The 13,038-nt window shown below is 65.5% G+C and carries 13 protein-coding genes; 6 read left to right on the top strand and 7 right to left on the bottom strand.

Annotated elements, in window-relative coordinates:
• Nucleotides 1–54 precede the first annotated feature (54 nt).
• Complete coding sequence (locus MTX21_RS29375) at nucleotides 55–825, top strand: hypothetical protein (RefSeq protein WP_280968118.1); 771 nt, start codon at nucleotides 55–57, stop codon at nucleotides 823–825.
• Between the two features lie 194 nt (nucleotides 826–1,019).
• Here MTX21_RS29375 and MTX21_RS29370 read toward each other — a convergent pair whose 3' ends face one another.
• The 5 genes from MTX21_RS29370 to MTX21_RS29350 all read right to left on the bottom strand — a co-directional run bounded on the left by MTX21_RS29370 (nucleotide 1,020) and on the right by MTX21_RS29350 (nucleotide 6,230).
• The gene (locus MTX21_RS29370; protein ID WP_280968117.1) at nucleotides 1,020–1,826 is read right to left on the bottom strand and encodes a glucose 1-dehydrogenase; all 807 of its coding nucleotides are present in this window, start codon (nucleotides 1,824–1,826) and stop codon (nucleotides 1,020–1,022) included.
• A 57-nt stretch (nucleotides 1,827–1,883) separates the two neighbouring features.
• Nucleotides 1,884–2,297, bottom strand: coding sequence for a DUF1850 domain-containing protein (locus MTX21_RS29365; RefSeq protein ID WP_280968116.1), 414 nt, complete (start codon nucleotides 2,295–2,297; stop codon nucleotides 1,884–1,886).
• Nucleotides 2,258–4,366: a TRAP transporter permease gene (locus MTX21_RS29360; protein ID WP_280968115.1), complete on the bottom strand. Its 2,109-nt coding sequence runs from the start codon at nucleotides 4,364–4,366 to the stop codon at nucleotides 2,258–2,260. Before MTX21_RS29360 ends, MTX21_RS29365 begins: the two co-directional genes overlap by 40 nt.
• 179 nt (nucleotides 4,367–4,545) lie before the next feature.
• Nucleotides 4,546–5,493, bottom strand: coding sequence for a TAXI family TRAP transporter solute-binding subunit (locus MTX21_RS29355; protein ID WP_280968114.1), 948 nt, complete (start codon nucleotides 5,491–5,493; stop codon nucleotides 4,546–4,548).
• 257 nt (nucleotides 5,494–5,750) lie between these two features.
• A complete protein-coding gene (locus MTX21_RS29350) occupies nucleotides 5,751–6,230 on the bottom strand; it encodes a hypothetical protein (RefSeq protein ID WP_280968113.1) in 480 nt (159 codons plus the stop codon).
• Nucleotides 6,231–6,427: 197 nt separating this feature from the next.
• On the opposite strand from MTX21_RS29350, the gene MTX21_RS29345 reads away from it, so the two are divergent.
• Complete coding sequence (locus tag MTX21_RS29345; RefSeq protein WP_280968112.1) at nucleotides 6,428–6,730, top strand: hypothetical protein; 303 nt, start codon at nucleotides 6,428–6,430, stop codon at nucleotides 6,728–6,730.
• A gap of 370 nt (nucleotides 6,731–7,100) precedes the next feature.
• On the opposite strand, the gene MTX21_RS29340 is transcribed toward MTX21_RS29345, so the two are convergent.
• Both MTX21_RS29340 and MTX21_RS29335 read right to left on the bottom strand, forming a co-directional pair.
• A complete protein-coding gene (locus MTX21_RS29340) occupies nucleotides 7,101–8,291 on the bottom strand; it encodes a hypothetical protein (protein ID WP_280968111.1) in 1,191 nt (396 codons plus the stop codon).
• 55 nt (nucleotides 8,292–8,346) lie between these two features.
• Nucleotides 8,347–8,973 (bottom strand): CoA pyrophosphatase, encoded by a 627-nt coding sequence (locus MTX21_RS29335; RefSeq protein ID WP_280968110.1) that lies wholly within the window; start codon nucleotides 8,971–8,973, stop codon nucleotides 8,347–8,349.
• A gap of 71 nt (nucleotides 8,974–9,044) precedes the next feature.
• Between MTX21_RS29335 and MTX21_RS29330 the strand changes: the two genes are divergently transcribed.
• The 4 genes from MTX21_RS29330 to MTX21_RS29315 all read left to right on the top strand — a co-directional run bounded on the left by MTX21_RS29330 (nucleotide 9,045) and on the right by MTX21_RS29315 (nucleotide 13,036).
• Nucleotides 9,045–9,470, top strand: coding sequence for a PaaI family thioesterase (locus tag MTX21_RS29330; RefSeq protein ID WP_280968109.1), 426 nt, complete (start codon nucleotides 9,045–9,047; stop codon nucleotides 9,468–9,470).
• Nucleotides 9,471–9,845: 375 nt separating this feature from the next.
• Nucleotides 9,846–10,856 (top strand): aldo/keto reductase, encoded by a 1,011-nt coding sequence (locus MTX21_RS29325; RefSeq protein WP_280968108.1) that lies wholly within the window; start codon nucleotides 9,846–9,848, stop codon nucleotides 10,854–10,856.
• Between the two features lie 14 nt (nucleotides 10,857–10,870).
• A complete protein-coding gene (locus tag MTX21_RS29320) occupies nucleotides 10,871–12,184 on the top strand; it encodes a tetratricopeptide repeat protein (RefSeq protein ID WP_280968107.1) in 1,314 nt (437 codons plus the stop codon).
• Between the two features lie 33 nt (nucleotides 12,185–12,217).
• Nucleotides 12,218–13,036, top strand: a complete 819-nt coding sequence (locus MTX21_RS29315; RefSeq protein WP_280968106.1) for a CoA-transferase — start codon at nucleotides 12,218–12,220, stop codon at nucleotides 13,034–13,036.
• Nucleotides 13,037–13,038: the final 2 nt, after the last annotated feature.

Genomic DNA, 13,038 nt, shown 5'->3' with positions numbered 1-13,038 from the left:
AATCTCCAATATCTCGCCATTGAACCAAACGTCTCGTTCTCAGACTCATTCCTGATGACAACCTTGACTGATGATCGTCGCGCACGCACGCGCGTTGCGTCGCCTGCGCGATATTTTTATTTCCACATGGCCCTGGCCTGCGCGGCCACCGCCTTTCTCGGCTTCGCACCAACCTATTGGGTGCCGCTCGCTCACCGGACTTTTACCGCAAGCCCGGTGATTCATTTCCACGGCCTGTTGTTCTTCACCTGGTCGCTCTATTTCGTGCTCCAGACCTGGCTCGCGGCATCTGGCCGCGTGGTCAACCACCGTTCGCTCGGCATTGCCGGCGTCTCGCTTGCCACCGCAATGACGATCTTCGGCTTTCTCGCCTCGGTGCATGTGATGCAGCACTCGGCCGCCCTCGGGCAGCGAGAGGCCGGCATCGCCTTCTCAATCGTGCCGATGAGCGGGATCGCGTTCTTCGCCGTGGTCTTCGTGCTGGCGATCATGAACACGCGCAAGCCGGAGATTCACAAACGGTTGATGCTGCTCGCCGCGGTCTCGATCCTCGATGCCGCGATCGCGCGCTGGTTCCTCACGTTCCTAGCACCACCCGGACCGCCCGGCCCGCCGCCGGTGCCGGTCACCATCGCGCCGGCGGTCGTTGCCTCGCTCCTGCTCGTCGTCGCGATGGTGCGCGACTGGCGCAGCGAGGGCCGCGTGCATCCGGTCTACATCTACGGCACGCTCGCGCTGCTGGCGGTGAAGGTGCTGAACTGGCCGGTCAGCGAAAGCACAGCGTGGCACGCGTTCGCCGGCGGGATTCTGGCGCTGGCGCAGTAGGCGGCAAGCAATCCGCTGTCGTCCCGGACAAGCGCAGCGAAGCGGAGCGCCGATCCGGGACCCCCCATAACCACAGGACGTGGTTTGGTGAAGACTCGTAGTTGTCAGCTCGCGCCACAACTGCTCCTTGGGGTCATGGGTCCCGGGCTCGCGCTACGCGCGCCCCGGGACGACGATAGAATGTGCGGCGCCGTCTACGCCCCCGCCTTGCAGGTGATCCCTCCGTCGACCACCAGCTCGATCCCCGTCACATATTTCGACTCGTCCGAGGCCAGGAACAGCGCGGCGTTGGCGACGTCCCAGGCGTCGCCCATATGGCCCATCGGCACCTGGGCGTCGCGGGCGCGCCACATCGCTTCGACGTCGCCCTTGGCGTAGCTGGCGGCGAGGCCGGCGGAATGGGCGACCATCGGCGTCTTCATCAGGCCGGGCAGGATCGCATTGACGCGCACATGGTGGCGCGCGAACTCGATCGCGGTGGTGCGGGTCATCTGGTTCATCGCCGCCTTCGAGGTGCCGTAGGTGACGTAGGAGATGCCCATGTGGCGGATCGAGGCGATCGAGGAGATGTTGATGATCGAGCCGCCGCCCTGCTTCACCATCACGGGGATCACGTGCTTCATGGCGAAATAAGCGCTCTTGAGGTTGACGCTGAAGACGCGGTCCCAGCTCTCCTCGGTCACCTCGACCACGCTGCCCATCTCGGCAATGCCGACATTGTTGTCGAGCACGTCGATGCGGCCGTAAGCCTTGAGGCAGGCCGCGACCATCGCCTCGATCTCGCTCGCGCGTGCGACGTCGGCGGTGAACGCGGTAGCCTTGCCGCCCTCGTCCACGATGATCTTCGCGGTCTCTTCGGCGGCGCCGCCGTTGCGATCGACGCAAAACACCTGCGCGCCCTCGCGCGCAAAGGTCACGGCGGTCGCCTTGCCGTTGCCCCAGCCGGGTCCGATCGAGCCGGCCCCCACCACCATCGCAACCTTGCCTTTGAGCCGATCCATTCGCGTTTCTCCTTGTTGTTGTGATTGTAGCCCGGACGGAGCGCAGCGTAATCCGGGCTACGGATCGTTGCAGATCTTCATCTTGGTGACGTTAGCACCGATCGGATGACCGATGATCTCCGACAATGTCCGGCAAGCGCCGTCATGGCACAAGCGCCATTCGCCGGCCGCGCCGGAATTGCCGAGCACGACTTCCTGCACGGGTGCGCGTTTCGGCTGCCATTGAAACCAGCCGTCAACGAGCCGCGCATCCGGCGGCGGCTCCATGCCGGGGCCCGTACCTTTCACCCTCGCCTGCACCAGTTCGAGGCCGGCGGCGGTGACGCGCCAGTCCTCCTGCCAGTCGACCTTCGCGATCGAATGCGTCCAGACCAGCGTGAAGGCGGTAAGCGCCAGCGCCTTCACACCTGCCGCCGTGGCGAAGCAGAGGCTCACACCGCCTCGATCGCTGCCGGTGGGCGCTGCCGCCATTGCCACAGCACGAGGGCAGCACAGAGCACGAAGCCCGCAGTGTCGCTGAACGGGAAGTCGCCGAGCAGGCAAAGCGCGGCGCCGAGCGCGACCAGACGTTCGATCAAGGTCAGCCGCGTGTACAGGAAGCCGATCGCGACCATCCCGAACAGCGCGATCGACACCAGCGCCTTGAAGCTGGCGAGCGCCACCGCGCCGTAGAAGCCGAGCTTTGCGGCCATGGGATCGCCGGCCTGCAACATCAGGGCGGGCGAATAGACGAAGATGAAGGGAATGACGTAGCCGGCGAGCGCAATGCGCATCGCTTCCCAGCCGATCTTGTCGGGATTCTCCTTCGCGATCGGCGCCGCCGCAAGCGCGGCCAGCGCGACCGGAGGCGAGAGATCAGCCATGATGCCGTAGTAGAAGGCGAACATGTGGCTCGCGATCAGTGGCACGCCAAGTTTGGCGAGCGCGGGGGCGGCGAGCGCAGCGGTGATGATGTAGGTCGGGATCGTCGGAATGCCAGTGCCGAGCAGGATCGACAGCAGCATGGTCATGATCAGCGCCAGGAACAGGCTCTTCTCGCCAAGCCCGATCACCCAGCCGCCGAAGATGGTGCCGACGCCGGTCTGCGACATCATGCCGATGATGACGCCAACGATGGCGCAGGCCATGCCGACGGTGATGGCGGATTTCGCGCTCTCGGCCAGCGAGTTGCGGCAGGCACGCAAGGCCGCAACGCCGCCGCGAACGAAGGCGGTGATCACGATCAGCGCGACGACGACGCTGGCGACCGGCACGATCTGCAGGCCGTCGCGCGAGAGCGCGGCGACGACGAGCGCGAGGCCGATCCAGAAGATGTAGCGGATGGCCGTGACCGGGAGACCCGCCGTGATGCTGGCGCCCAGGATCAACGCCACCGTCAGCGCGAGGCCCATGCTGCCGGCGTAGAGCGGCGTAAAGCCCTCGAACAGCATATAGACGAGGGCGGCGAGCGGCAGCACGAGATACCAGCGCGTCACCAGCGCCTTCCAGGCGCTCGGAATCTCCGAGCGCTTCATGCCGGTGAGGCCATGCTTGCCGGCCTCCAGATGCACCATCCAGAAGGCGGAGGCGAAATAGAGGACGGCGGGGATCGCGGCGGCTTTGACGATCTCCGAGTATGCGACGCCGAGCGTCTCCGCCATGATGAAGGCGACCGCGCCCATCACCGGCGGCATGATCTGTCCGCCCATCGAGGCCGTGGCCTCGACACCGGCCGCGAAGGCGCGGCGGTAGCCGAACTTGATCATCAGCGGAATCGTGAACTGGCCGACGGTGACGACGTTGGCGACGCCCGAGCCGGAGATCGTGCCCATCATGCCCGAGGCGAACACGGCGACCTTCGCCGGACCGCCGCGGGTGCGCCCGAACAGGCCGAGCGAGACGTCGGTGAAGAGCTGGATCATGCCGGCGCGCTCCAGGAACGAGCCGAACAGGATGAACAGGAAGATGTAGGTCGCCGAGACGTAGATCGGCACGCCGTAAAAGCCTTCGGTGCCGAAGGACAAATGCGTGACGATCTGGTCGAAGTCGTAGCCGCGATGGTTGAGCGGCGACGGCAGGTACTGGCCGAAGAACCAGTAGACCAGACAGGCGCCGCACATCAGCGGCAGCGCCGCGCCCATAAGACGCCGCGTGCCCTCGAAGATCAGCACCGCGAGCAGCGTGCCGACCGCGAGATCAAGCCGCGTCGGATCGCCGTCGCGCGCGATCAGGTCGGCATAGAAGATCCATTGATAGAGACCGCAGAGAAAGCCGGCGCCGCCGATCAGCCAGCCGAAGGCGCGGCCCAGATCGCTCTTCGCGGTGAAATTGGCGATCAGGCCGAAGGTGAGCAGCAGCAGGAAGCCGACATGGACGCCACGCACCACCTGGCTCGGCAGGTAGTTGAAGGCGGCGACATAGAGCTGGAAGCAGGCAAAGGCGATCCCGATCCAGTAGGCGAGATTGCCCCACCAGCCCGGGCCGAACCCTTCCGGAAAGCCGTGCTCGAAATTGTCGAATTCAACCTTGATGGGCGCTTCCGCGCCCTCTGCCTGCAACATCGATATGTCCCCGCGCCCATCATCCGTGGCGCTTATAACATTGAGCTCCCGCTCACCACACCGTCATGGCCGGGCTTGTCCCGGCCATCCACGGCTTACGGTGCTTCCAAGAACGTTCATGCCCGGGACATCTGCGCGAAGACGCGCTTCTGCCCGGGCATGACGTCGACGGATAGAGCCTACTTGATCAGCCCCTTTTCCTTGTAATAGCGGATCGCGCCGGGGTGGAGCGGAACCGGGCTGCCGCTGGCGGCCGTTTCGAGCTTGATCTCCTTGCCGGCCGCATGCGCGTTGGCGAGTTCCGGCAGCGACTCATAGACCAGCTTGGTCATCTGATAGGCGAGATCATCCGAAACCGCCGAGCTGGTCACGAGATAATTGACCACGGCCGCAGTCGGCACGTCCTTGTCCTGGCCGGTATAGGTGTTGGCGGGAATGATCGTCGAGATGAAGGGCGGACCGATCTTGTCGACGGTCTCCTTCGGCACCGCCACCACCGTGATCGGGCTCGACGTGGAGAGATCCTTCAGCGAGGCGACGCCGAGGCCGGCCGATTGCAGCGTCGCATTGAGTTGCCGGTTCTTCATGAGGTCGACGGATTCGGCGAAGGGCAGATACTCCACCTTGCCGAGATCCTTGTAGCTCATGCCGGCGGCGGCGAGGATCGCGCGCGAATTGAGCTCGGTTCCGGATTTCGGCGCGCCGACCGACAGGCTCTTGCCCTTGAGGTCCGCCAGCGTCTTGATGCCGGAGTCGGCGGTGGCGACGATCTGGATGTAGTTCGGATAGATCGCGCCGATCGTGCGCAGCTTGTCGAGCTTGTTCTTGAACCCGGCTTCCTCGTCGCCTTCCCAGGCGGCCTTGAGCGAGTCACCCAGCGTGAACGCCAGCTCGCCGCGGCCCTGCTGCAGCAGGATGAGATTTTCGACCGACGCCTTGGTGGCTTGCACCTGCGTCTTCACGTTCGGAATCTTGTCGCCGTAGATCTTCCCGATCGCGACCCCGAGCGGATAGTAAACGCCGGAGGTGCCGCCGGTCAGGACGTTGATGAACGACTGCGCATGCGCGCTAGGTGCCGACGCCGCCAGAGCAAGAGCCGCGGCCACGCCGAAAAACTTCAATTTCATGATATTTGAACTCCCCAAACGGCGGCGAAATTGGCCGGACGGGAGAAGCGGGTCAACCCATCCAAAAGGCAAAACAGGGCTGCGGGAAGCGGCTGTTTTTGGGGAACCGAACCCCGGGCGTGGATCACCTCTCGTGTAGGGAGAGGTGATCAATCTCGTCGCGCTTTTGCCGGGGTGCGGCGACGTGGCGCAGCCGGCCCGTAAGAGGCGCGCCCGAACGTCTCAGGTTCGGCGTGCACCATCGTTACTGGCAGATCTTACTGGAAGGTCATGTCCAGGCACTTGGAGATATCGGAGCCGAGGCCGGAGGAGATGATGATGCAGCCGCGGATTTTCTGCGCGGTGACGTCGGCGGCCCAGACCGAATAGCCGCCGGGCCCGAAGAACGAGTTGGTGTTCGGCGGCTCGGTCTCGGTCGCGTCGAAATCATAACGGCCGTCGGCCTCGAAGATACGCGGCTTCTTGGTGCAGCCGCCGTCGGTCTGCACGTTGATCACTTCCTTGTTGTCGCGGGTCAGTGCCAGCGAGACCTGGCAGCGGAAATATTCCGAGGTCTTGGTGTTGAAGAGGTAGGTGTAGGACTTGCAGGTCGCGGTGTTGAGCTTGCCTGGGGCAAGGCCGCGGCTGCACGAAATCCTCTGGTTGTGGCTGAGCTGGTAATCATCGGCACTGGCCACCGGCGCAAACGTCACCAGCGACAGCGCTGCAGCCGAGCAGATTTTAATGACATGACGCATCCGAATCATCCCCACCAAATTTTTTGTCGAGTTGCGTTCTAAACGGAAAGCGGAACATAGTCGCGCGGGGACGAAGGGAAAATCACAAACTGCTGGGCAAGACGTGATGCACCGCTGTGCCGATGGCGGATTGACCCGGAAACGCCGTTCGTGATTTGTTCAAGCCTGCTCGCCCCGATTCAAGGGGAGGATGGAAGATGGCATTTTCAACGAAGGCAATTGCAATCGCAGCCTTGCTCGGCACGCTCGCCGCGCCGGCGCTCGCGCAGACAGCGGCGACGCCGTGGGAGCTCAAGCCCGACATGGGCTATGCCTATGACAAGGAGGGCAAGACCTTTTCCTACAAGATGGGCACCAGCAATGCCGGGGAGCTCTTGAAGGGCGCCAAGAAGGTGCCGAGGGGCACGCTGTTCTTCATCGGCCACAACGGCCAGCTCTACATGCGCACCGGCCCCTATCTCGAAGGCGACGGCCGGTTCAAGTTCGGGCCGGATCAGTAAGGGGCGGCGCGACCGCCGCACACACTCGGTGTCATCGCCCGCGAAAGCGGGTGATCCAGTATTCCAGAGACAGCGATGGGATAGGGAGAAGCCGCGGCGTACTGGATGCCCCGGTCCCGGCTCCGCCAAGGCTACGCCGGGCCACAAGGGTGCTCGGCCGCCAAAGCTTCAGCGAAGGCGGCAAGCCGGGGCATGACAGGCAATCGTTGGGTGGGTTAGCCCCGCGGCTGCGCGAAGCGCAGTCCGCTGGCGTAACCCACCGCTTTAGCTTTCGCGGAGACATGCTTGGTGGGTTACGCGGAGCCTGTCATCGGGCCGCGCTTCGCGCGGACCCGTTGGCTAACGCAACCCTACGGCAGCTCGCGAATGGCTAGAACACCCCCGCCAATTCCCGCGCACCGGCATTGCTGCTGTTGCTGTCCATCCGCGCATCCGTCACCGCGAGCAGCTTTGCCACCGTATTGTGCCGGATCGCGACCGGGTTGCGCTCGTAGCCGCCGCGCTGGAAGAAGTTCGAGGTCGGCACCTGCCCGCGCATCGCCAAAGGCATCGTCACCATGTCGAGCCCGGTGCCGTCGCCGGTGAGGTTCATCATCTCGAGCTCGGCGGCGGTGAGCGGACGGGTGTAGCCCTTGGCCCGGGCGAACAGCACCGAGGTCAACAGCTTGTGGGTCTGCAGCATCGGCCCGACATCGATGTCGAGCACCATCGCATGCATGGCCCAGCCCTGCGCGGTGTTGCCGATCTTCTCGTGCTCCGACCAGGTGTCGGGCACCGACTTCGCGTATGCCACCATGCGCTTCAGGACGCTGAGCTTGTACTCCAGCGCTTTGCGCGCCGGCCCCGAGCTCTGCGCCACCTTCTCACCGAGCGCACGGATGAATTCGTGGCCCTGCTCGGCCAGCAGCTCGACGCTGTTGGTCGTCAGCAACTGGTTGTAGCCGACCGCGGTCGAGATTGCGCGCTTGCCGCCATGTTCAATTCCCGATTGCACGTCGTAACTGCCGGTGCCGCCGGTCTCGAACGAATAGACCCGCACCGCCTGCTCGCGCGTAAGCCCTGAGGCGAGCGCGTAGCGGGCATAAGCGCGCTTGAACTCGATCTCGGAGGCGGGACGCTGCGGCGTGAACTGATATTGCTCCTGCGCCGCGCGCAGGAAATCGGCAACCACGGGAATCGGCTTTCGGGCGGGGCGCTCCGGCGCCTCCTCCGGCTCCGGGTTCACTGGCCGCTTCGGCCCGGTATAGAGCGGCGGATGCTCCAGCACATAGTCATCAAGCGTCACCTGCTGACCGCTGCGACGCTTGGCGTTACGGGTGCGCCGCTTCTCGGCGATCTGGCTCCAATAGGCGCCGGCCTCGGCGTCGAAGGCGGCGCGCGCCTCCAGATACTCTGCGAGCTTGCGGCGATATTCGGCGATCGCCTGCGGCGAGGCTTGCGCCATGGCATTGCTGACGGCTGGCGGCAGCGCGGCCGAATCCTGGGCAGGCGCTGCGGGCGCAAGCAGGACGAGCGCGAATGGAACCAGCCTCAAGACACGTCGAATCGGGATGTGATGCATGCTTCCTTGTAGCAAGCCTCCGGTAACCGTCACGTTAACGCGCCGTTTACCATCGTCACTTCCAGGCGAATACCGGCTGTTCCAGATCGGTGACGCGGGTCTGGCGCCCGGCCAGCACCTCGCGGAACTGATAGATCAGGGCCGCGGTCGGCGCGTGGATCAGCCTCTCCTGCTGATGGAAGCGGATCACGCGGCGCGTGCTTTCGGGAATTGCGACGAAGTCGAAGGCCTCCGCGCGCTCGATCGTCGCGAGCGCGATGCGATGCACTGAGGCGACTTCACCCGGATTCGGCCTGATCGCGGCACCGTCGGCAGCCCAGACCACGACCGGCGTGATCAGATAGCCCGAGCGGGTCGGATAGTCGTCGAGCAGGCCGAGCACCTCACCCACCCCGAGCTTGAGGTTCAGCTCTTCGTCGAGCTCGCGCAGCGCCGCTTCGACCGGCGTCTCGCCGGCGTCGCAGCGTCCACCCGGCAGCGCCCACTGGCCGCGATGCGCGCGCAGGTGTGATGCGCGCCGTGTCAGCAGGAACGCGGTCTCGCCGCCCTCGCGCGCTCTCGTCAGCGCGACGACCACCGCCGCGCGCTTCAGCACTGAGGCCTCGCCATTCTCCGGCAGGCGCGTGAAAGCGGCGCAGGCGGCCGCGATATTCCGCCTGGTGGCATCATCGAAGGGTCTCATGGTGCTTGACTACACCAGGTCCGGCCCCGATGAAATGCGCTCGCAATGCCCTCGGGGAAATGGACGCCGGCATGATCGACAAGACCGCCGCAAGGCTGAAGCACGACGGCTGGACCACCGTCGAGACCACCGGCTTCATGCACCTGATCGGTCCGCTATGGGAGCGCAAGGTCGACGGCCACTATGAGTTCGCGCTGGCCACGGAGGACAAGCACCACAATCGCCGCGGCATGGTCCAGGGCGGCGTGATGATGACCTTCGCCGACCGCACCTGCGGCATGACGGCCCGCTACGAGACCGGCAAGCAGTACATGGCGACGGTGCAGCTCGACACGCATTTCGTCGAGGCCGGCAAGATCGGCGACATCCTGATCTCCCGCCCCCGCGTGGTGCGCACCACGCGCAGCCTCATCTTCATGAGCACCGAAGTGACGGTCGACGACCGCTGCATCGTGATGGCGAATGGTGTGTTCAAGATTTTGAAGGGGCCGGAGTAGGCCAGACTTCAGAGTAGCCACGGCCGTTAGCCACATGCTCCCCTGTCGTCCCGGCGAAGGCCGGGACCCCATCACTCCGGAAGTCGTGGCGGAAAGTGCTTCCACACCACCGCTGTCATTCCCCGCGAAAGCGGGGAATCCAGTACGCTGCGGCTTCTCCGTATCACATCTCTGGCTCTGGAATACTGGATCGCCCGATCAAGTCGGGCGATGACGACTGAGAAGGTGCGAGCCGCCCCCAAAACTCGTCATTGCGAGCGCAGCGAAGCAATCCAAAAACTCACCGCAAGCGACATTGCTGGATTGCTCACTGCGCTCGCAATGACGGGGTCAGGCGGTTATGCTGCTGTCTGAGGAAGCAGCAAGGATCCGCCTATGCAATACCGCCAGCTCGGCCGCAGTGGCCTCAAGGTGTCGCCGATCTGTCTCGGCAGCATGATGTTCGGCGGGCCGACGGATGAGGCGGCCTCGAAACGAATCATCGCGAAAGCGCACGAGGCCGGCATCAACTTCATCGATACGGCGGATGCCTATTCGAAGGGCGCATCCGAGGAGGTGGTGGGACGCGCCATTGCAAGCAATCGCCGGGCCTGGGTGCTGGCAACGAAGCTCGCCAATCCCATGGGCGAGGATCCCAATCGCGGCGGGCTGTCGCGGCGCTGGGTGCTGCAGGCGGCGGATGAAAGCTTGATGCGGCTCGGCACCGATCACATCGACGTCTACTATCTGCACAAGGAAGACCACGCGACGCCAATGGAGGAGACGGTGCGCGCAATGGGCGACCTGATCCGCGCCGGCAAGGTGCGCTACTTCGGCGTCTCGAACTACCGTGCCTGGCGCGTCGCCGAGATCTGCAACATCTGCGACCGGCTCGGGATCGACAGGCCGGCGGTGAGCCAGCCCTATTACAACGCGATGAATCGCATGCCGGAGGTCGAGCACTTCCCGGCCTGCGGCTATTACGGCCTCGGCATCGTGCCCTACAGCCCGCTGGCGCGCGGCGTGCTCACCGGCAAATACCGCCCCGACGCAGCACCGGACAAGGAGACGCGCGCGGGCCGCAACGACACCCGCATGATGCAGACGGAATGGCGGCCGGAATCGCTCCAGCTCGCACAGGAGATCAAGAGCCACGCCGAAAAGCGGGGCATCACCGCCGGCCAGTTCGCGGTCGCCTGGGTGCTGAACTCCGCCTTCGTCACCTCCGTCATCGCCGGCCCTCGCACCGAGGAGCAGTGGGATGACTATATCCGCGCGCTCGACTATCGCTTCAGCGGCGAGGACGAGGCGTTGATCGATGCCCTGGTGACGCCGGGCCATCCGTCGACGCCGGGCTACAACGACCCGGCCTATCCGATCGAGGGACGGCGCGCGCGGAGCACCTGAGGGGGGAGACGACGATGACGCAAGAGGATCGCTACGGGCTGCCGCTCTCCACCGCATCCGACGCGGCAGCATCCGCCTATCGCGAAGGCGTCGACCTCATGCTCGCGGGCTGGACCGGCACGGCGGAGGCGCTGGAGCGTGCGATCACGGCCGATCCGGATTTCGCACTGGCGCACATCGCACGGGCACGGCTGCACGCGTTCTATCAGCAGGGCGATCTCGCACGGCAAAAAGCGACGGTCGCGCGCGAGCTCGTGGCAAAGCGCGGCACGGAGCGCGAGCGTTCGCATGTCGAGACGCTGGCGCTCTCTGTCGAGGGCCGGCTGCCCGAGGCGCTGGCGGCGACGCTGCAGCATATCGAGAGCTGGCCGCGCGATGCCGTGGTGCTGTCGCTGCCGCTCGGCGCGTTCGGCCTGTTCGCCTTCTCCGGCATGGCCGATCACGACCGCGCGCGGCAGGAGCTGTGCGAGCGCGTCGCAAAGCATTATGGCGAGGACTGGTGGTTCCTGACGCTGTACGGCTGGGCCATGACCGAGAACGGCGACGTCGCCCGTGGCCGCCCCGTCACCGAGCGCGGCTTCAGCCTCCGGCGGCAGAACGCCCATGCTGCGCATGCGGTGCTGCATGCGATGTTCGAGGACGGCTCGATCGACGAGGCCGATCGTCTCGTCGACGACTGGATTCCCGCTTACGGCCGCGCCGGCATCCTACACGGCCATATCCGCTGGCACCAGGCGCTCGGCGCGCTCGAGCATGGCGATGCGACGCGCGCGCTCGCGATCTATGCCGATGTGCTGCAGCCGCGGGTGACGCAAGCGCCGCCGCTCAACGTGATCACCGACGGCGCCTCGCTGTTGTGGCGCCTCGCGGCTTACGGCCACGCGGTGCCGCCGACGCTCTGGACCGAGGCCGATGCCGCCGCGCAAAAGCTATTCCCGAAATCGAGCATCCCGTTCGCCGACGTCCACATAGCGCTGTTCGCGGCGGCGACGCAGAACCGCGCGGCGCTCGCCGCACGCCTTGCCGTGATCGAGCAGCGGCTCGCCGACGACAAGCTGCCGGCCGGGCCCGTGGTGCCGGCGATCTGCCGCGCGATGACGGCCTTCGCCGAAGAAGACTATGTGACTTGCGTGCAAATCCTCGCGCCCGTCATCGCCGAGGTCGTGCGCATCGGCGGCAGCCATGCCCAGCGCGAGCTGATCGAGGACACTTTCATCGTCGCGCTGATGCGCAGCGGCGATCTCCCCCGCGCCCGCACCCTGCTCGACGCCCGCTTGCACCGCCGCCCATCCTTGCGCGATACACGCTGGCAGGCAGCGATGGCTTGAGGCAGGATCACGAAAACAGACCGGAGGACGCCCATGACCGAGATCGTTGCACTGGAGGCGCTGGTCGCCCACGTCGCATGGGGGCAGTCGCTGGCCGTTCCCGTCGATCGCTCCGGCGTTGCGATGGCCGCGACCGCAGGCCTCATCGAGGCCGGCATCGACAACCTCCATCTGGTCTGCGTCCCCATCAGCGGCCTACAGGCCGATCTTCTGATCGGTGCCGGCGCGGTCGCCACGCTCGAGACCAGTGCCATATCGCTCGGCGAAGCCGGCGGCGCGCCACGTTTCTGCGCCGCCGTGCGGGCCGGCTCCGTGACCTTGCGCGATGCCACCTGCCCCGCGATTCATGCAGGTCTCATGGCGGCACAGCACGGCGTCCCCTTCATGCCGATCGCCGGCATCATCGGCAGCGACCTGCTCAACGTACGCCCCGACTGGAAGGTGATCGACAGTCCGGTCGGCGAGGCGCGCAAGGTGGTCGTGGTGCCGGCGATTACGCCCGACGTCGCGCTGTTCCATGCACCGGAGGCCGACCGTGCCGGCAACGTCAGGATCGGCCGCTTCCGCGAGCTCGCAACCATGGCCTATGCCGCGCGGAAAACGCTGGTCACCGTCGAGCGCATCGTCGACCGCAACTTGCTGGAAACGGAAGACTCCGCCGCCGGCGTGCTGCCCTCGCTCTATGTCGACGCCATCGCAGTCGCCGAGCGCGGCGCCTGGCCGCTCGCGCTGTGGGACGAATATCCGGCCGACGAGGCCGAGATCGCCCGCTACGCAGCGATGGCGCGCAGCGACGAGGGCTTTCGCGCCTACCTCTCGGCCTTCCTGTCGCATCGCAAGCAGGTGGCGTGAAC

It is taken from the genome of Bradyrhizobium sp. ISRA430 (assembly GCF_029909975.1).
Lineage (GTDB): Bacteria > Pseudomonadota > Alphaproteobacteria > Rhizobiales > Xanthobacteraceae > Bradyrhizobium.
This window is presented reverse-complemented; position numbering and strand designations above follow the sequence as displayed.

What these genes read in the sequence shown, in the direction of transcription:
- MTX21_RS29375 (WP_280968118.1), top strand. Translation starts at nt 55, where the DNA reads ATGACAACCTTGACTGATGATCGTCGCGCACGCACGCGCGTTGCGTCG.
- MTX21_RS29370 (WP_280968117.1), bottom strand. Translation starts at nt 1,826, where the DNA reads ATGGATCGGCTCAAAGGCAAGGTTGCGATGGTGGTGGGGGCCGGCTCG.
- MTX21_RS29365 (WP_280968116.1), bottom strand. Translation starts at nt 2,297, where the DNA reads ATGGCGGCAGCGCCCACCGGCAGCGATCGAGGCGGTGTGAGCCTCTGC.
- MTX21_RS29360 (WP_280968115.1), bottom strand. Translation starts at nt 4,366, where the DNA reads ATGTTGCAGGCAGAGGGCGCGGAAGCGCCCATCAAGGTTGAATTCGAC.
- MTX21_RS29355 (WP_280968114.1), bottom strand. Translation starts at nt 5,493, where the DNA reads ATGAAATTGAAGTTTTTCGGCGTGGCCGCGGCTCTTGCTCTGGCGGCG.
- MTX21_RS29350 (WP_280968113.1), bottom strand. Translation starts at nt 6,230, where the DNA reads ATGCGTCATGTCATTAAAATCTGCTCGGCTGCAGCGCTGTCGCTGGTG.
- MTX21_RS29345 (WP_280968112.1), top strand. Translation starts at nt 6,428, where the DNA reads ATGGCATTTTCAACGAAGGCAATTGCAATCGCAGCCTTGCTCGGCACG.
- MTX21_RS29340 (WP_280968111.1), bottom strand. Translation starts at nt 8,291, where the DNA reads ATGCATCACATCCCGATTCGACGTGTCTTGAGGCTGGTTCCATTCGCG.
- MTX21_RS29335 (WP_280968110.1), bottom strand. Translation starts at nt 8,973, where the DNA reads ATGAGACCCTTCGATGATGCCACCAGGCGGAATATCGCGGCCGCCTGC.
- MTX21_RS29330 (WP_280968109.1), top strand. Translation starts at nt 9,045, where the DNA reads ATGATCGACAAGACCGCCGCAAGGCTGAAGCACGACGGCTGGACCACC.
- MTX21_RS29325 (WP_280968108.1), top strand. Translation starts at nt 9,846, where the DNA reads ATGCAATACCGCCAGCTCGGCCGCAGTGGCCTCAAGGTGTCGCCGATC.
- MTX21_RS29320 (WP_280968107.1), top strand. Translation starts at nt 10,871, where the DNA reads ATGACGCAAGAGGATCGCTACGGGCTGCCGCTCTCCACCGCATCCGAC.
- MTX21_RS29315 (WP_280968106.1), top strand. Translation starts at nt 12,218, where the DNA reads ATGACCGAGATCGTTGCACTGGAGGCGCTGGTCGCCCACGTCGCATGG.